The organism is Frigoribacterium sp. AC394, from assembly GCF_979258095.1.
In genome coordinates this window covers 2,312,599-2,332,192 of record NZ_OZ409834.1, presented here as the reverse complement: position 1 = coordinate 2,332,192, position 19,594 = coordinate 2,312,599, and the positions used below count along the sequence as shown (strand labels likewise).

General features: G+C 70.3%; 9 protein-coding genes. 6 read left to right on the top strand and 3 right to left on the bottom strand.

What is annotated here, in order from left to right; all coding sequences use genetic code 11:
- Positions 1-484: 484 nt before the first annotated feature.
- Genes ACZZY9_RS10815 through ACZZY9_RS10805 form a run of 3 tightly spaced genes read right to left on the bottom strand, consistent with a single transcriptional unit; the run spans position 485 to position 9,389 of the window.
- Complete coding sequence (locus tag ACZZY9_RS10815) at positions 485-4,858, bottom strand: FtsK/SpoIIIE domain-containing protein (RefSeq protein ID WP_463464065.1); 4,374 nt, start codon at positions 4,856-4,858, stop codon at positions 485-487.
- 59 nt (positions 4,859-4,917) lie between these two features.
- Complete coding sequence (locus ACZZY9_RS10810; protein WP_463464064.1) at positions 4,918-6,417, bottom strand: ABC transporter substrate-binding protein; 1,500 nt, start codon at positions 6,415-6,417, stop codon at positions 4,918-4,920.
- Positions 6,414-9,389 carry a hypothetical protein gene (locus tag ACZZY9_RS10805; RefSeq protein WP_463464063.1) on the bottom strand — a complete coding sequence of 992 codons (2,976 nt, stop codon included), beginning with the start codon at positions 9,387-9,389 and terminating at the stop codon, positions 6,414-6,416. Before ACZZY9_RS10805 ends, ACZZY9_RS10810 begins: the two co-directional genes overlap by 4 nt.
- Before the next feature lie 448 nt (positions 9,390-9,837).
- Between ACZZY9_RS10805 and ACZZY9_RS10800 the strand changes: the two genes are divergently transcribed.
- The 6 genes from ACZZY9_RS10800 (at position 9,838) to ACZZY9_RS10775 (ending at position 18,868) form a co-directional block, all read left to right on the top strand.
- A complete protein-coding gene (locus tag ACZZY9_RS10800; RefSeq protein ID WP_192061299.1) occupies positions 9,838-10,119 on the top strand; it encodes a pyrophosphorylase in 282 nt (93 codons plus the stop codon).
- Positions 10,120-10,297: 178 nt separating this feature from the next.
- Complete coding sequence (locus ACZZY9_RS10795; protein ID WP_463464062.1) at positions 10,298-11,614, top strand: DUF6531 domain-containing protein; 1,317 nt, start codon at positions 10,298-10,300, stop codon at positions 11,612-11,614.
- Positions 11,515-15,810: an RHS repeat-associated core domain-containing protein gene (locus ACZZY9_RS10790; protein WP_463464061.1), complete on the top strand. Its 4,296-nt coding sequence runs from the start codon at positions 11,515-11,517 to the stop codon at positions 15,808-15,810. Before ACZZY9_RS10795 ends, ACZZY9_RS10790 begins: the two co-directional genes overlap by 100 nt.
- Positions 15,811-16,154: 344 nt before the next feature.
- Entirely contained in the window at positions 16,155-17,990 is a 1,836-nt protein-coding gene (locus ACZZY9_RS10785; RefSeq protein ID WP_463464060.1) for an RHS repeat-associated core domain-containing protein, read from the top strand.
- Positions 17,987-18,385, top strand: a complete 399-nt coding sequence (locus ACZZY9_RS10780; RefSeq protein ID WP_192061825.1) for a hypothetical protein — start codon at positions 17,987-17,989, stop codon at positions 18,383-18,385. The genes ACZZY9_RS10785 and ACZZY9_RS10780 overlap by 4 nt, the downstream gene beginning before the upstream one ends.
- Before the next feature lie 198 nt (positions 18,386-18,583).
- Positions 18,584-18,868, top strand: coding sequence for a hypothetical protein (locus ACZZY9_RS10775; RefSeq protein ID WP_463464059.1), 285 nt, complete (start codon positions 18,584-18,586; stop codon positions 18,866-18,868).
- Positions 18,869-19,594: the final 726 nt, after the last annotated feature.

Sequence of the window (19,594 nt, the reverse complement as noted above, 5' to 3'; positions counted from 1 at the left end):
CGCCCGCGCCCACGTCACCCCGGCGTCGCCACCGCAATCGAGTGGTCAGAAAACGCCCTTCACGGCACTCGGAAGGACAGTTTCTGACCACTCGACCCCGCGCCCACCCGCGCCCGCGCCACCCCGGCGTCGCCACCCCACTCGAGTGGTCGGAAAACGCCCTTCACCGCCCTCGGAAGGGCAGTTTCTGACCACTCGACCCCGCTTCCACCCGCGAGCGCCCCACCCCGGCGTCGCCACCGCACTCGAGTGGTCAGAAAACACCCTCCACGGCACTCGGAAGGGCGCTTAATGACCACCCTTCTTCCGGCCGCGTGCGGGCACGAGTGCGGGTGCACCCGAGCGCACCCCGGCGCACCCGAGCGCACCCCGGCGCACCCGAGCGCACCCCGGCCCGGCACCGCGGCGACCGCGGGCCCGGCGCGGCGGCGACCGCGGGCACGGCGCGGCGGCGACCGCGGGCACGACGCCGAGGAGGCGCGGGTCAGGCCGTGCGGGCCGGCTCCGCGACGCTCGGGCTCATCGCCTGCACGAGCCGCACCGCGCCTCCTGCACCGGCGTAGCCGCGCCCCTGGGTCAGTGCGACCGGCGCCCGTCGCGGCAGCGGTACGCCGAGCAGCTCGCCGTCGTAGTCGACGTCGGGCTGCAGCAGCACGCCGCAGCGCGACTTGCGGACGGTCTTCGTCCAGTGCCCGTAGAGCGTGCGCAGGTCGGCCGATCGACCCGCCGCGATGACGCAGAGGCCCGGCCGGTTCGATGCGAGCAGGGTCGCGATCGACTGGTCGGTGTCGTCGAAGCGCTCGGCGTCGTCGATCAGCAGCACGACCGGTCCGCGTTCGAGGCGGAGCGCAGCCAGCAGCGCGGGCACCTCGTCGGCGCCGACGGCGACCCGGTCGAGCGGAGCGTGGACGAGCGGCGAGCGGCGGTCGCCGATGCCCCAGACGACGGGCCGCGCCGAACCCGACACCGACCGGATCGACTCGGCGATCGCCAGCAGCAGCGTCGACTTGCCCGACCGCGCGGGCCCCGCCACGAGCACGTGCTCGCCCTCATAGACCTCGAGCACGGCGGGGGTCAGGTCGTCTTCGCCGATGCCGATCGGCAGACGCCACGGCTCGTCGTCGAAGGTCGGGGCGAGCCCGAGCTCGTCGACGCGCACGTCGTCGGGCAGCTGTCCGATGGCGTTGGACTTGGGGGCGGCGTCGCTCCAGACGGAGGCGACGTGCGCAACGGCCTCGGCGAGGCTACCCGGAGGGGTCGCGACGTGCATCTGCAGCCGGTTCGTCACGTCGACGAGACGACCGGGCACCGGCGCGGGGATGCTCTTGCCCTTCACCCCGAGCGACGCGTAGTCGTAGGGGTCGGCGAGGCGGAACAGCCACTTCTGCGTCGTCACCTCGTCCATCGCCGACGGCACCGCTTTCGCGCGGGTGGTCGACACGGCGAACGAGAGCCCGAGCGCGGGCCCGTCGGCGTAGACGCGGTAGAGCAGGTCGAGCAGCTGCTGCCCCTCGTAGTCCTGCAGCTCGTCGCGGAGCGCGGCCAGCCCGTCGAGCAGCACGACGGCGCGACGACGGCCGCTCGGGTCGGCGCGGCGGGCTTCGAGCTCGGTGCGCAGATGCCGGAGGAACCGCGCCTGCTGCTCCTTCGCCCCGGCACCCGGTCCGACGTAGGCGACGGTGTGCGGCAGATCGGCCAGGGGCGCGAGATCGCGCGAGCCGAGGTCGAGCACGTACAGGTCGAGGTCGGCGGGGTCGGTCTCTCGCGCCAGGGCGAGCGCGAGGGACGCGAGCGTCGTGCTCGTGCCGCTGCCCGGGATCCCCATGACGAGCAGGTTGCCCTGCGCCATGTCCCACCCGGCGGGGCTCTGCCGCTGCAGATCGGGCTCGTCGGCCAGGGCCACGACGACCCGGTCGCCGACCACCCCGCCGACCTGCGGCCCGCCGCCGCGCACGCGGTCAGGGCCCGACCCACGGCCGTCGCCCGACCCGTCGCCCGACGCGTCGCCGTCACCCTCCGCCGTCGCGAACTCCGCCGTCGGGAACCCGGCCAGCGCGATCGACTCGCCGAGCGCCTCCGGCCAGACCTGCCGAGGAGGCGCGAAACCGGCCTCGGAGTCGGCCGCGACGATCGCGTCGATCAGCTCGTCGAGGTCGGTGCTGTCCTTCGCAGAGGCGCGCGGGGGCGCCGGGCGCGGTGCGGGCACGCCGAACTGGCCGATCTCGCGCACGCTGACGGCCTCGGCCGCCGCCTCGAGGGCGCGCCCCGTGACGAGCGCGGTCTGCACGGGGGTGATGTCGTCCTGTCCGAGCTTCACGTACGCGCGGCCCGTCTGCGCGCGCGAGATGCCCGCGGCCGCCGGCACGCCGATCACGTTGCTGGAGTCCTCGCGGCTCTGCACCCGCAACGCGACGCGGAGGTTCGTGTTCGCGAGGATGTCGTCGTTCACCACGCCGGCCGGGCGCTGCGTGGCGAGGATCATGTGCACGCCCAGCGTGCGGCCGACGGCGGCGACGCTGACGAGCGAGCTGAGCACGTCGGGGAAGTCCTTCGCGAGCATCGCGAACTCGTCGACGACCAGGAGGAGGCGCGGCATCGGCTCCGCAGGAGACGTCGCCAGATACGCCTCGAGGTTGTCGATGTCGTCGCCCGCCTCGGCGAAGACGCGCTGACGGCGCTGCATCTCGGCCTCGAGGGATCGGAGGGCGCGGTCGGCGAGCTGCTCGTCGAGGTTGCTGATCGTGCCGATCGTGTGGGGCAGCCGCTCGCAGGCCGCGAAGGCCGCGCCGCCCTTGAAGTCGATCAGGATGAAGTTCAGCCGCGTCGGGTCGTTGCGCGCGGCGAGCCCGGCGACGAGCGAGCGGAGGAACTCGCTCTTGCCCGAACCGGTGGTGCCGCCGACCAGTCCGTGCGGGCCGTCGGCGACGAGGTCGAGGGTGAGCACCCCCGATTCGGACGACCCGATCGGGGTCGAGACGCCGGTGCGGGCGCGCCACATCGACTGCACGGACTCGGCGTCGACCCGCGGGACGCCGAGCAGCTCGGGCAGGCGCACGAGCGAGGGCAGCGACGCGCCCGGCACGATCAGCTCGGGGTCGTCGAAGTGGGCGAGATGACGGGCGCACTCCTCGGCGGTGGGCACATCGACCCCCGCGAGCACGACGTCGTCGACGCGGGTGCGGTCTTCGGGGCGGTGCACGGTCGCGGCGGCGTCTTCGCCGACCACGACGACGGTGGTGCACGACGCGGGCAGCTGCTCTTCGCTGGTGGCGATGACGATGCCGCTCACGCGCACGCTGCGTTCGTTCGGACGCAGCGACGAACCGGGCGTCGAGCGGCCGTGACCGAGGATCGCGCGGGCCGGAGCGTCACGCCCCTCGGTCAGCACCTCGGAGTCGAGCACGACGAGCAGGGCCGGGGTCGGCATCTCGTCGACCGTCTCGCGGAGGCCGCGCAGCATCGACACGCTCGCCTCTCGGCGGGCCGACATCCAGCGGTCGCCTGTGCTGCTGCCGACCTGACGGGTGTGCGGCAGCCACGAGGCCCACTCCCAGTCGCCGTCGCGACCGGGGTCGCAGAAGGTGCCGATCGTGAGGTCGGCGGGGCCGCAGTGCACGGCGGCCTGGGCGAGCAGGCTGCGGGCGAGGGCGAGGGCCCCGGCACGATCGCCCACGATGCCGACGACACCGGCGTCGGTCAGGTCGACGACGACGGGTGCCGAGGCGAGTCGCCCCGCGGCGAGGGCCTCCTTGACGCGGTCGTCGCGGCGGGTGCTGCCGCGGTCGTCGAGGGCGGGCCGCCAGGGCACGTCGCCGATGCCGGCGTGCAGCGCGAGGAAGTCGTCGGCGCCGACCCGACGCTGCCAGAGGAGCGTGGTCGGCAGCTCGGGGCGACGCAGCACCGTCGCCGGGTCGGGGACGAGATCGAAGCGGCGCCGCGCCTCCTCGGCCGCCGCCTCGGCGATCTCGGCGGAGAACTCGCCGATCGCCTTCTCGAAACGCTCCTCTTCTTCGCGGAGGTTCTTCGTGCGGCGGTGCTTCTGCTCGAGCCACATGCCGATCGCGGTCACCGGGCTGAGCAGCGCGAAGAGGGCGAAGCGGGCGTCGCCGAGCAGCGCGACCATCGCACCGGCCAGCAACAGCGGCGCGAGCACGGTGATGTAGCTGAACTTCGAGGCGGGCGGCACCTCTTTGCGGTCGGGCGGCTGCACCGGTTCGCCGTCGTCGGTGCGGCCCGGGCGGGGCGGGCGGTTGAAGGGAGCCGTGGAGGCGGGGGTCAGGTTGTGCAGCGACCCGGGCGCAGGCACGGTGACCTCGGCCAGAGCGGGGCGGACGAGCAGGACGGCGCCGCCCACGATGGCGGTCGTCGCCTCGGTGATGACGAGGCCCTCGGCGTCGACCCGTTCGCCGCCGATCAGGGTGCCGTTGGTCGAGCCGGCGTCGCGGATGCGGACCCCTTCGCCGTCGGGCTCGTTCTCGATGGTGCAGTGCTCCCATGAGGCGCTGGCGGTCGGCAGCACGAGGTCGGCCTGCGGGGCGCGGCCGACGACGAGCGGCCGGCTCCGGGGCACCTCGACGACCTGCCCGGCGGCGAGACCGCCGGCGAGGGTGACGCTCCAGCCGGCGACCTGGCGTCGGCGAGTGCCGGGGGTGCGGGCGATGCGCGAACCCTCGAGCAGCACGAGCTCGTCGAGCGGGGTGTCGAGCGGCACGGCGGCCTCGTCGACGAAGAGGTCGGCGTCGCCGTCGTGGAGAGCTCCCCCGGCGGTGGTGACGAGCTCGCCCAGGGTCGCCGCGCCGTGCCAGCGATCGACGTCGATGCTCCGTCGGTCGCCGTCGAGATCGATCAGGACACGCATGGGGGCTCCTCGGTCGGAGGTGGGGTGGGGCGGGCTCGCTGGGGGTGCTGTTCTTCTCGTCAGCCGGCGGCGGGAGCGGTGACGGGGCCGGCGAACCAGATGAGTCCCGTCGATCCGTCGTCGACGGCGGGGCGCAGACCGAGGTCCTGCGACGACGAGTTCAGCACGGCGACGTCGGCGTCGAGGGCCTGCGCCGACGAGAAGTCGACGGCAGGGCCGGCCATGCCGTCGCCGGCGCCGAGACCGAGGGCTCCGAGTGCGTCGCCGACGGCGCCGGGCTCGATCGAGCCGGCCGATTCGACGGCACGCACGAGGGCGACCACGGCGTCGTGGCTGCGGGCGTCGGCCGCACCGGCGACGACCGAGAACGGCTGATCGCCGGTCAGGTTCACGGCGTCCGGGTCCTGTGCGAGCACGCGGACTCCGCCGAGGAACGCCGACACCGATCGACCGGCGCCGTCACCGCGGAGGGCGGTCGCGTCGCCGCTCTCGGCGCCGACCGTGACGAGCGAACCGGAGAGGCTGGCGCCGTCCTCCTTCAGCGCCGCGGAGAACGCGGGGCTCGTCGCGTCGGGGGTGAGCACGACGGGGACGGCGAGGTCGGCGGCCTGCAGCCGCGCGACGACGGCGGCCTGGCGTGTCGCCGAGCCGCTCACGAGGACGGCGTCGGACGGATCGTCGACCGGCTCGGTCTCCTGGGAGGCGGTGGCCGAGACGTCGTCGCCGCTCGCGGTCGTGCTCGTGGCCGGCGGAGTCGACCCGGTGAGGCGGGCGACCTCGCGGGCGAGGGCTTCGTCGCCGGCCGACGATGTCGCCGTCTCGGTGCGGCCGATCTCGACGCCGACGGGGGCTCCGCCTCCGGCGTCGACGAGCAGCGTGTTGGTCGCGCCGCCGAGCGCCTCGGTGAGGGCGGCACCGGTCTGTGCTGCGTCGGGTGCCGTCGACCAGACGTCGCCCGAGGCGCCGTCGGGTACGGGGGCGTAGGGGAGGACGACGGGGATGCCGGCGTCGGCGGCGGCGGTCACCGCGCCGATGATGTGCGGACCGGACGAGGCGATGACGATGCCGGCGACGCCCTGGTCGACGAGGGCGGTCACGGCCTCTGCCGCACCGGCCTCGGTGCCGCCGTCGTTCTCGGTCGCGAGGGCGATGTCGGCCCCGCCGAGCTCGAGGCGCCGTTCGGCGACGAGGGCGCCCTGGGCGGCCCCGTTCCAGTCGGCGCCCTCGGAGCCCGGGCCGAGGGTGACGACGACGCCGACAGTGGTGCCTGCGGGCAGATCGGTCGCGGTCAGGGCGACGGGGAGGGTCGCGGCCACGGGGGCCCCGACGGGTTCGTCGTCGGGCTGCACGACGATGACGGTCACGACGATGGCCGCCGCGACGACGAGGGCGCCCGCCACGATGGCGATGGTGCGACCGCGGCGACGCGGGCGGGTCTCGGTGTCCACAGTCGATGCGGCCGACTCGACCGAGTCGGTCGACTTCGCGCTCGGCGAGCTGCCGGCCCCTGCGGTCGTGGCGCCGGGCGTCTCGCTGTGGCGTGCTCCGCGCTCGCTCATCGTGCGCCGCCGATCGTGAAGGCGTAGAGGGTGGTCGACGTCGCACCGGAGGGCACGTCGAGGTGGAACGCCGGCAGGGCGGTGGCTGCTTCGAGCGACGCGGTGAACTGCGCCTGACGGAGCATGATGCCGGCGATGTCCTCCGCTCGGACGTTGGCGTAACCCGACGCGTTCTGCGTCGCGAGGGCGAGCTGGAAGTCGGCGGTGTCGGCCTTGGCCGCGCTGGTGGCCATCGCTCCGAGGATCCCCGAGCCCTCGACCCGACGGTCGCCGAGGTCGAGCATGACCTTCGCGAGGTCGCCCGCGAGGAGGGTCGAGGCGCCTTCGACGTCGCGCGTCGAATTCTGGGTGCTCGCGGCGATGCGCTCGAGCGACGACGCGGTCTGCTCGTCGATCGCCGCAGCCAGACCGGAGGTCTGCTCGTCGAGGTCGATGCGCTGACCTTCGATGGTCTCCTTCGCGTCGCCGACGACCACGTCGGACGTCGACGACAGGCCGACGATCGAGCGGTCGAAGGCGTCGATCACGGTCTGGCGCGTGGCGGCACCCTGCTCGGAGACGACGCGGACCTGCGATCCGATGAGGTCCTGGATCTCGACCGAGGCTTCGACCGAGGCGTCGGCGAAGGCCTCCTCGACCTGGTCGGCGAGTGCGTCCTGCTGGTCTTTCAGGGCTACGAGGCTCGTGCTCACCACCGCGTTCTGCTTCTGCGCCTCGGCGACGCGCTCCTGCAGGGCGGCGATCGACGACTGGAGCCCACCGTTGCCCGCCTGGATCGTGCGGTCGAGCTCGTCGATGGCCTCGTCGAGGTCGGCGGTCGTCGTCTCGAGGGTCACGATCGTGTCGCCGATGCCTCCCGGGGCTCGGTCGTCGCCGACGTCCGTGGCCGTGATGACCGACTCCCACGAGGCGGCCTGATCGGCGAGGCGCTCGCTCATCGGGGCGTCGTAGGGGAACGGGGGCAGCAGTGCCCGTGCAGCCGCGCCTCCTTCGTCGTCCGCCGCGACTCGGGCCGTGGAAGTCGCCGGCTCGCTGGTCGGCGCCTCGGCGGCATCGGCCGTCGGGCCCTCGGTGGGCGCGGGGACCGGGATGTCCGTGGGCAGCGGGGTCGCGACGTCGGTCGGCTCGGCCGTGGGGACTTCGGTGGGCTCCGGGGCGGGGGTCGAGGTGGGAGCCGGAGTGGGGGTCGGCGTCGGAGTCGGCTCGGTCGGCTCCTCGTCGTCATCGCCGCCTTCGGGCACGTCGCAGGCCACATCCGTCAGGTACGAGCGCAGGTACTCGACCTCGGCGCGCGAGAGCCCCTCGCGGAGTCCGCCGCCGATCACATCGCAGAGCAGATCGGCGAGCCTGGCGTTCTGCCCCTGCATCGTGAGCGATCGGAAGCTGGAGTCCGGGTCGGGCTCGTTACCGATCCGGTCGCGCGCCTCCTGGGCGTTCTCGTGCACGCCGCGAACCTGGTCGCGCAGGGTCGGCACCCCGACCGAGACCGCGTCCGCGCTGGAGCGCAGGGCCGCGAGGGCCGTCGCCACCTCGTCTTCCGAGGCGTCGGCCGCGAGAGCGTCGACCTGGATGTCGAGGGCGGTCAGCTGAGCCGTGAGGGCGTCGTTGCTGTCGATGGCCTGCTGAGCGAGCTCGGGCTGCAGCTCGTCGGCCAGCTCGGTCCCGTCGGTGACGAGCCCGATCAGGGCGCGGGTGACGGCGAGCGACGAGGCGAAGAGCGAGCAGGTGAGCGAGGTGGTCGTCGCGCACGACTCGACGTCGGGGTTCGACGGGCCGACGGTGCGCTGCAGCTCGGCGGCGACCTGGTCGCGGCAGCCGGCGGTCGACTGGGCGTACCCGTCGAGCTGGGCGGACACCTGCAGCAGGCTGCCGTAGACGCTGGCGGTCTGACCCGGTTCGGCGACGACCGCGGCGCAGCCCTCGCCGTCGATCGTGACGGCGGGTGCCGTGGCCGACGTGTCGCCGAGCAGCGAGTCGACGCTCGAGACGGTCTGCTGCAGCTGGCTCAGCACGGTCGACTGGGTGCCGGTGACGGTGGCCGAGAGGTCGGTCTCGAGCGAGCCGAGCTGGCCGCTCAGGCCGTCCATCGTGCTGGCGAGAGACGAGCTGCTCTCTTTCAGCTGCTCGGCGGTGCGGACGCCGAGCGTCTCGGACGTGCTCTCGAGGTTCGTGCGCACCTCGGTGATCGTCTCGCCGGCGCGGCTCAGGACGGTGTTGACGTCGCCGACCAGCTCGATGGTGCGCTGCTGCAGCGCCAGCTCCGAGGTCGTCGACGAGTCGAAGGCCGACCCGAGCACGCCGTCGACGGTGAGGTCGGTCGAGATGCCGGGCTGCGCTGCGAGGTCGATCGTGGGTGCGGCGAAGTCCGTCACATCGGCGACGAGGTGCAGGGTCGTGCTGGCGCCGGAGCGCGGAGGGGCGAGCAATGCGGCCCACTGCACGACGGCGTCGCCGTCTTCGGTGGTGCTGACGATGCCGTCGGTGCCGGCACCCGTGCCGCTGCCGGTCGAGTCGGAGATGACCTGGCTCGGCGAGACGCCGGTCAGCACGGTCGATGCGGCGAGGCTGATGGGCGCGCCCACGAGGGCCGCGTCGGTGCGGGATGCGCCGGCGACGTCGTAGCTGAGGTCTTGCGGGGCGACGGTGAGGTTCTCGACCGTCAACTCGATCTCGACGCGGCCGTCGTAGCCGTCGAGGTCGGCCAGGTCGGTGCCCGTGCCGTCGGTCGTGCGGTACTGCGTGCTGATGCGCAGCGGCAGGTCGCCCGCGACGTCGGCGGGCACGTGCTCGGCGGTGGTCGTCGAGGAGGTACGGGTCGCGTCGTCGACGGAGATGGCCGTGCTCGAGACGGCCGTGATCGACCCGTCGGTGGCGAGTGCCGTGTCGACGGTCTGCAGGACCTTCGACGGATTCTCGACGACCGTCGGCTCGGACGTGCAGGCCGTGGCCAGCAGTGCGACGACGCCCGCCATGGCGACGACGCCCAGTGCGCGCCCCCCTCGGTGCCGTCGCAGAGTCGTGCTGTGTGTCTTCGTTCCCCTGGCCATGCAGACCGTTCCCCCTAGAAAGTGCTGTCCCTCCTTTGCATGATAGGGGTATGTCGGACGGCTGTGATGTCCCCCATCAGGGTCGTGAGCGGCCCGGCGACAGACGGATCGGTGCAGGGACGAGGATCGGCGGCCTTTCCACAGGCGAACATCGACGCCGAACTCGGCTCGACGGGGCGAACCCCGCGCCGAGCGGCTGCGCCGGCGAAGGCTGCGACGCCGGTGATCCCTCCCCAGGCTGCCACCCCCCGAACGGGGACCGACAGATCGGTGCAGGAGGGGTGCATCCTGGTCGTGACGAGCTAGTCTCGTCATGTTCGAGCCCCGGGGGCGTCTTGCACGGGGGCTAATTCCAGATGAAGGGGACATCACCATGTCACGCGTACTTTCCACCGAGCAGGCCAAGACGGCCATCCGCCAGGTCCAGTCGATCGTCAACGGCGGTTTCACCGACCAGATCTCGCAGCTCGACGCTCAGGGCCGCATCCTGTCCGACCCCAACGTCTGGGACGGACCTCTCGCGGCGACCTTCCGCGGCTCCACCTGGCCCGAGACCAAGGCCGCCCTCGACAAGGCCAAGACCGAGCTCGAGCAGCTCCGTACCCAGCTCGACAACATCTCCGCCAACATCTTCTCCGCCGGCGGCGGCGCGTAACACCAGACGACTGCCCCCGTCACCCCGATCTCCGGGGGACGGGGGCGTTCGCGTCGCGCCGGGCGTCAGAGATCACGCGACGCCGTGAGATTCGGCACGACGACACCAGACGCCCGGCAGGCGTCAGCACCAGCTATCCGCGACATCGCAGCATCACTCCTGAGGGGGAGGACAATTCATGGGGGATCCCAAAGGCGGCAATGAGCCCGTACCGTTCGACAACGGCACGGCCGACGCACTCGTCACCGCGTTCAACAACGCAGCGGACGACATCGAGGGGCAGAGCGGTTCTCGCTCGTCGCTCGTCACGACCGCGTCGCAGGAGTTCCGTGGTCTCTTCTCCGAGCTCTTCACCACGAACGCGGCGACTGCTGCGACAGGTGCCAGCACCCTCGCCACGAGCTTCCGGGCTATAGCGGACTTCGCCGGCGAGCTGAAGGAGGCGGCGAAGCAGGAGAACGACCGCCGCCGCAAGGCACGGGAGTGGCAGCAGCGCCAGGACGACCGCGGCTGGCTCAAGGAGGGCTTGGACGACATCTTCGGCGGCGAGGAGATGCCTCGTGAGCAGCCCGAGCCGGCGCCCCAGCTCGAGCCCCAGGACGCCAACGTCGGTACCCGCGAGACTCCCGCGCCCGGTACGGGCGGCGGCAGCGGCGGCACCTCGTCGGCGAAGCCCGACGACCTCCGCTCGTTCGCCACCGGCAGCGCAGCCCTCGACGCCGAGCTCGCGGGCCGCCCCTCGACGCTCTCCGGCAAGCTCGCTGACTTCGCGTCCGACTGCCAGTGGGGCGTCATCCACGCCGACGGCGTCGTCTCGAGCTTCTCGACCTGGCTGACCGCCAACGACACCGATGTCGCGTGGGCGAACACGGTCGCCGGCGCGTTCGAGGCGGCGGGCGGTTCGGGCGTCGTCTCGACCGTCGCGGACTCGGCTCTCGCCGCCGCACTGCAGTCCGCCGGGGTCCAGGGTCAGCGCGACGACCTCGTCGTCCCGCCCGCCCAGGGCTGGGGGTCGCCGCCCACGACCGGCTTCACGATGGACCCGGTCAACACGACCACAGGCAACTTCCTCGAGACGGAGGTCGACCTCGCCTTCGCGGGTGCCGCCTCCTCGTTGCGGGTCTCGCGCACCTACAACTCGCTCGACGACCACGTCGGCCCCTTCGGCCCGGGCTGGGGCTCCGTGCTCGAGATCGGCCTCACCCTCGACGACGAGGGCGCAGCGTTCACGATGGACGACGGCCGCGTCGTCACGTTCCCCCGTCTCGGCAGCTCGTGGGATCGCGCCGTCGGCGAGAACTTCTGGCTCGCAGCCGAGGTCGCCTCGACCCTGCCCGGCCTCGGCGACACGGGCACCGAGACCCTCCTCGTGGTCCGTGACAACACCGGCGGCTGGTGGGCTTTCTCCCCGCCGGCGTCTGGCTGGCGAGCGGAGGAGGCGCGGGCACCGTCGTCCGCGTCACCCGCGCCCCCGACGGACTCCCGTCGCGCCTGACCCACGCGCGTGGTCGAACGATCGACATCGACTACGTCGACGGTCGCGTCGCGACCCTCACCGCCTCCGACGGCCGCCGGGTCGAGTACGCCTACGACGCAGCCGGGCGCCTGACCGGCGCTGCGAACGAGGTGGGCACGCGACGGTACGACTGGAACGACGCGGGTCTGATCTCGACGGTGACCAGCGCCTCCGGCGTGGTCGAGGCCCTGAACACGTATGACGAGCTGGGGCGCGTGACGCTGCAGGTGTCGCCGCACGGCCGCACCGTGCGTTTCGCGTATCTGCCGGGTCGGGTCACGGTCGTCTCGGACGTCGACGGCACCCGGTCGAACAGCTACATGGCCGACAGGAAGGGCCGACTCGTCGGGGTCGTCGACTCCGACGACCAGCGCCAGTCGATGAGCTACGACCCGAACGGCAACCTCGTCTCGGTCACCGAGCGCGACCGATCGGTCACCGTCAACGGCTACGACGAGCGCGGGCGCAAGGTCCGCACCGTCACGCCGTCGGGCGCCGATCTCACCTACGGCTACGACGCCCTCGACCGGGTCACCACCGTCGTGACCGAGTCGGGCGCCGTCGTCGAGTACGAATACGCCGACGACGCCGAGCGCAACCCGTCGGCACTGGTCGACCCCGAGGGCGGCCGCACCGAGCTCGTGTGGCGAGACGGTCTGCTCCGGCAGGCGACAGACCCCACGGGTGTCACCGTCCGTTGCGAATACGACCGCTTCGGCGATCTCGTTGCCACCGTGAATGCGGTCGGGGACGTCGCCCGTATCGAGCGAGACTCCGCGGGCCGGGCGGTGTCCGCGACGAGCCCGTCAGGCGCCCGCACGACCTACGCCTACGACACGGCCGGTCACGTCGTCTCGCGTCGCGACCCCGACGGCGCGATCTGGCGCTTCGAGCACGGCAGGGGCGGGAATATCACGGCGATCGTCGATCCGCTCGGCGGTCGCACGGAACTCGAGTACGGTCCGCACGGCGACCTCGAGAGCACCACGGACCCTCTCGGACGCGTGGTCACTCGGTCGTTCGACGATCAGGGTGCCGTCGCCGGTCTCACCCTGCCGGATGGCGCTGAGTGGCGTTTCGGACATGACGCGCTGTCGCGCCTGCGGACCGTGACGGACCCGTCGGGCTCTGACTGGACCCGCGAGTACGACGTCTCCGGTGCTCTCGCCGCGGTCGTCGACCCGACTGGAGTTCGGCAGGAGGCACGGGTCGACCGCGCAGACGGCACCAGCACCCTGAGCGACTCGTTCGACACCACGACGCTGCGATTCGACGACCTGGGCCGCCCCGTCTCGCGGACGTCGACGGACGGGTCGGCCGAACTGACGACCTACGACCGGTGCGGTCGCCCGGTCGAGATGCTCGACGGAGAGGGCGGGTTGACCCGTCTGGAGCGGGATGCCGCCGGACGCGTCATCACGGTGACCTCTCCCACCGGTGCGCGCACGCGGTACGAGTACGACTCTTGCGGCCGTCCGTCGGCGAGTATCGACCCCCTCGGCGGACGCACGGCCCTTGCCTACGACGTGGACTCCCGGGTCGTCGCCCGGACCCTTCCGACCGGCGAGACGATCAGTGTCGCTTACGACGCCGTGGGGCGTGTGACCTCACAGCGGGTTCCTGGCCATGGCACCGCCCGCTTCGGCTACGACGCCGTGGGCCGACTCACGTCGAGCCAGGACACGCGCCATGGTCGACGCCGCTTCCGCTACGACGCCGCCGGCCAACTGGTTGAGGCCGCGAACGGGTTGGGCGGGGTCACGCGGTTCGACTACGACGTCCGCGGCCGAGTCGTCTCCATCACCGACCCTCTCGGTCGAGTCACGCGCAGGACGTACGACCAGCGCGACAAGGTCACCAGCGTCACCGACGCCCTCGGGCGGACGACTACGGCGGAGTACGACGCGGCCGGGCGCCAGCTGGCCCAGCGTGACCCCGACGGGCACGTGACCGAGTGGCTGCACGACGAGGCCGGGCGGGAGGTCGGGACGGTCGTCGATGGCCGTCGCCTTTCCACCGTGTCGCGGGATGCGTTCTCGCGGTCGGTGGTCGTGACCGACCACACCCGTGGTGACGGCGGCGATGTCGAGCACGAGTTGACCTACGACCGCCGCGGCGCTTTGGTGCGTCGCTCGCGGGGTGAGTCGTCGATCGCATGGGAGTACGACGCGGACGGACGCCGCACGGCCCGGATCGATCCCGACGGCACCCGCACGGAGTACCGCCGCGATACCGCTGGACGAGTCGTGTCCGTGCTGCACGCCGGTGTCGAGTCGACGGTCTCTTACGATGCCGCGGGGCGCGTGATCGGCTCGGCGGCTGGGGACCTGCTCCAGAGCTGGACCTACGCCGACGGCGACCTAGTCGAACACACGACGACTGGTGCCGACGGTGCCCGGACGACTCGCATCACGCGGGATGACGCGGGCCGTATCGCCCGGGTGACCGGTCCGGACGGCGGCGTCGAGTACGGCTACGACGACGCGTGCCAGCTGACGTCGCTGCGAACGGACGGAGGGTCGTATTCGACCTGGGTCTACGACCAGGCCGGTCGTCTGATCCGAGAGTCCGTCGACGGGGCCGCTTCGTCGTCCGTGTATGACGCTGCCGGCCAGTTGCTGTCGCGTTCGCTGCCGGATGGCCGTCGTCTGGACTACGTCCATGACGGTCTCGGTCGCCGTGTGCGCGAGATCGCGTCCGATGGTTCCTATGTCGAGTACGCCTGGTCGGACCTCGGATGGCTTGCCGCTGTCGTGGAGCGTCAGGCCGACGACACCGAAGCGAGGCGCACCGATCTCTGGGTCGACGCCCTCGGCGAGCTCGCCGCGATCGACGGTGCCGAGACGTGGTGGGACTCCGCCAGCGGTGTCCCGGCGCTCGTGTCCATCGGCGGGGCATCGGTGTTCACCCTTCCCGGAGGCGCGACGCAGGTCGGCGAGGAGTGGCTCGACCCTGCATGGCGCGGCGCACGGGCGACCGATGCGGCTGATCCGTGGGGATCGAGCCGCGCCTCGTCTGCTCTGCCTGGGCTGGAGCTGCCGGGTGGGGCGTCGCTGACGGCGACCGGCGGGCTGCAGATCGGCGGGCTCGAGTGGCTCGGCGCCAGGGTCTACGACCCCGCCGCCCGCGGGTTCTTGTCCGTGGACCCGCTGGCCCCCGTGACCGGTGCAGCGTGGGCTGGGAACCCGTACTCGTACGCCGGGAACGACCCGATGCACGCTATCGACCCGCTCGGGCTTCGGCCGGCAACTGATGCGGACCTCGACGCTTACGCTGCCGCGAACCAGAGCGTCATAGGGCGTGCGGGTGATTGGTGGAGCGAGAACTGGGAGTATGTCGCGGCGGGTGCCGCGATCGTCGCCGGTGTCGCGTTGATGTTCACGGGTGTCGGTGGGCCCGCAGGTGTCGCTCTTCTGGCTGCGTCGGGAGCGATGCTCTCGGGCGGCATCTCCATCGCGTCGCAGAAGGCGACGACGGGGGAGGTCGACTGGGGTCGCGTCGGCGTCGACGCGGTGATCGGTGGCGTGGGTGGTGGACTCGGGGCCGGCGCAGGCCTCGCGGTCGCCGCCCGCGGAGGATCAGCTGTGGCCCGCAATGTCGCCGAGGGCGTCGTGGACGGCGTTGCGAGCAACGCCGCCGGCTACGCGACTTCACCTGGACCTCATACGGTCGACGGCTTCATACGGTCCACCGCGAGTAGCGCGGCCACGGGGCTACTGCCTGCCGGTGCTGGATCCGCCATCAACCGGATAGCACCAGTCGGGTCGTCCGCTACGAATCGCCTCGGGGACCTTGTGCCGACTAACGGTCTGTCTAGGGCAGATGCATCGACTTGGATGTCGGCCCAGGGCATTCCCGACGTCTTGCACCGTCAGACGATCGATTCGTTCGAAACGGGAACGATGCGCATCGAGACTGCCGGTCCAGACACATACGGGATTCGCCACTACGGCGGACAGTCCGAGGCGCGCGGCTACTACCTGACACCTACGCTGCCTGCGACGCGGTCAGAGTTGGCTTTGCCTAACGGGAACACGATGCAACACTTGGCTCAATTTAAAATCCCGCAGGGCTCAGAGTTTCTTTCCGGTCGGGTCGGGCCGAATTTCGGCCATCCTGGAGGCGGTATACAGTACGTCGTTCCAGACAAGGACATCCTCGAGAGGATCGAATGATGAGCGACGGGCGACTGCACGAATTGATCATGAGGTTGGAGTCGGAGAGTGCTCTGGGCACTGAGAGTCCAGACTTCGGAGCGTCCCCGATTCTCATCAATTCTGTTCTCCAAGCACTGGTGCAGGCTCGCGACGCACGAGCCGCAGGACACGAGTCGGTTTTTCTCCAGAAACTGAACTTCGCGGCGTATCAGATCCTCGACGGCTGGCCCCGACGAGGTCCTCTTGGGCTTGAGATCATGAGCTACATAAACAGCGAGACGGCAGAACTCACATAGAGTGATTCGTCGCCCGCGACCCTCGCATTCATTACGAAAGCCTCGTACGGTACCGCGAGTCGGGTCGTGGGCGCCACGACCGGGGCCGACCTGCAGACCTGGGACTACATCGACGGGCACCTCGCCGGCCACACGAACACGGTACCTGACGGATCGTCCACGACGCGGTTGATCCGCGACGACGACGCCCGCATCGTCGCCCTCGACACCGTCGACGGACGGGTCGACTACGCCTACGACGCCGCCGGCCGGCTGACGCCTGAGCTGGTCGATGGCCGGGTGCGCAGCTTCCGTTACGACGCCGCGGGTCAACTCGTCTCCGAGGAGGCGCGGGTCGGGTCGACGACGGACGCTCTCGACACCGTCGTGGTCGCCTCCGTCGAGTACGTGCACGACGGTCTCGGGCGTCGGATCCGTCGGATCGACACCGACGGCTCGTTCACCGAGTACGCCTGGAGTGACCTCGGCTGGCCGACCGCGATCACTGCGCGGGACAGCGACGGCGGCGTCGTCTCGCAGACGAGTCTCTGCGTCGATGTGCTGGGCGAGCTCGCCACGATCGACGGTGTCGACACCTGGTGGGACACCGCCAGTGCTGTGCCGTCACTCGTGTCGATCGGTGGCGCACCGGTCGTGACGATTCCCGGTGGCGCGACGACAGTCGGCGGTGAACAGCTCGAGCCGACCTGGCGGGGCGCCCGCGCGACGGACGTCACCGACCCGTGGGAGGCGCGTCGCACCTCCTCGGGGATCCCCGGTCTCGAGCTGCCCGCCGGTGTGGAGCTGTCCGCGTCGGGTGGCCTCGCGGTCGCCGGTCTCGACTGGCTGGGGGCGCGGGTCTACGACCCGTCGACCAGAGGATTCCTGTCGACCGACCCGCTGGCGCCCGTGCTGGGTGCAGGCTGGGCGGGGAACCCGTACTCGTATGCGGGCAATGACCCGTTGCACGCTCTCGACCCGCTCGGGCTGCGCCCCGCGACGGACGCGGACCTCGACGCCTACGCGAAAGCGAACCAGGGCGCTCTGGCGGATGCGGGCGATTGGTGGGGTGAGAACTGGGAGTACGTCGCAGCTGGCGCTGCGATCGCCGTTGGCGTGGGCCTCATGTTCACCGGCGTCGGCGGTCCTGTGGGCATGGTGCTGATCGGTGCCGCGTCGGGCGCGCTGGTCTCGGGAGGCGCCTCCGTGATTCAGCAGAAGGCGACGACCGGTGATGTCGATTGGGGCAAGGTCGGCGTCGATGCCGCGATCGGCGGCGTCATGGGCGGCGCAGCAGCGGGTGCCGGAGTCTTCGCGACCAGCGCCATGGGCGCCCGTGCCGCAGCCTCCGTGTCGAGCGGCGCAAGTCGGGCCGCGACAGCCGTCGGCAACGCAGGCGGCCGGATCGGGACGACAGCAGCGAATGCGGGTCAGCAGGCGATAAGCCGCGTAGGGCAGGCCGCCTCATCTCAGCTGGGGCGCAGCGTCATCGCGAACGCGACGGTGGGGAGCGCCGGCAACACCGGTACGTATATGGTGACGACGAGTCCTGAGGACTGGACGTGGAACGGTTTCGCCGGAGCCGCCGGTGGTGGTGCCATCAGCGGCACGATGAGCGCCGTAGCAGGGCCGGCAGCGGCACGGATGGACAACGTCCTTACTGAGCGCGTGGTCAACTACGGCCTCAGCGGTGGAGGCAACATACTGGGTAACTTCGCGGGCAACGCCATCGCCGGTGAGGGATACAGTTTCGGAGAGGCGCTCATCGACGGCACATCGGGAGCCGCCCTGTCGAAGATTCCGGGACCGGACGGTGGTGCCGGCCTCGGTGCCCACTACGCCTCCGCGGCCGCGGGGCAGCAGCTCGCCTGGGGTGTCGACACGGTCAAACTAGCGCTCGAGACACAGGAGATCATTCCGTGAACAACGACTCCGCCCGTGAAGACGGAGCGGCTTCCGAGCCGGTGAAGCCGCTCGGTGGAAGGACCGCCGTCGTGCTGCGGCGTCTCCTCGCCGCAGGAGTGCTGGTCGATCTCGTCGTCGCTGGCTTCGTCCTCACTCGGGTACCCCTCGACACGACGATCTCCTATACGCGGGTCTCCAACGAGTGGCAGATCCCGATCTTCGCGCTGTTCGCCGCCCCCGCTCTGCTCCTGACACTGTGGTGGCAGACCAGGAAGGCCAAGGATCAGCCGCTGCCCCCCAAGGAACGCGTCTTCCTCATCGCGATCTTTGTGCCGTTCCTGGCATTCTTCGTGGGCGCCCAGTTCTTCATGGCTCGGGACTACCTCATCTCCGGGGGCGCTCTCGTATCGTGAGTTCTCGAGGACGAGTATGAATCGGTCTTCGCACCGACGAGGCGGTTTCAGGTGGGCTTGACCGTCGACTAGAGAACAGTGATGACGATGGCGGCATCAAGACGGTCGAAGCGACCGAACAACGCGGTGGCGGCCATGTCGGCCGCCGTAGGTCTAGTGCTCGGGGTATGGGTCAGCACAGCGATCGGGGGCGCAGGCGTGCTCGCAACCGTCATCACGTTGGTCGCCGGACTCGCGTACGGCCTGCTCCTCTTCGGCTTCCCGCCCCGCAACAGAGCGATCGGTCTCGGTCTTCTCGCACTCGTCCCGGTGGTCATGATCGTCATCGTCGCGAACCAGGACATCGTCGGATCCGTCCAGTACGCCTGGATCTTCGGCTTCATAGCCGGGGGTGTTGCAGGCGGGTACGCATGTCCCTGGTCGCGAGCCACCGTCGCGAAGAGAGCCGGTCGAGGCGATGATTCGCCCCCTGATCCCCGATAGACGTCAGTATCCGAGGTCGTATTCGACCTGGGTCTCCGACCTATCGAAATCCTGAGCCGTGAAAAATGAGTAATGAACTTAGTCAAAGACAATCGCGAGGCCGACTGGCTTTTGCCTTTGTGATGTCTCTAGCTGGAATCGTGCTGGTCTTCATGGTCGGAGGCTCTAGGACTTCTTCTGCATTACCCATTATCATTGGGACACTCTTAGCAGGAGCCGTCTTCAGCTCGTTCATTTTTGCAGTGCTGAAAATGAAATGGGCTTACCCCGTCATGCTACTTGGCCTGCTCGGCATCTGAGGTCTTTTGAACTGGCTCTCTGAACCCTGGGCAACCGGTCAAATAACTTGGCTTTTCGGAACCCTGGCTGGCACTGTTTTCGGTTCGCACCTGAGATATCTAGTCATTTCCAATCGGCATCGATCCTCGTAGTCAGCGACTAGTTATGCTGTTATGACAGTACTTTTAACGCGTCAAGGGTCGTAGCTGAAGGGACGGGGATACTTCCCAATGAGGACAGATAACACACCGGATCGACAGCCACCAACTGACGAGGAAATTAGGCTCGGAACAAGGACACAGGTATGGGTTAATCGTGTGAACCTGGCATGTATTGCTTTCTCATTGGCTGCAATCGTTTTTGTTATGACCCGAGTTCCGCTCAATACAACAGTTACCTACAACCGACTGAGCAGCGAATTTCAAATGCCCATATTCGCAATGCTTG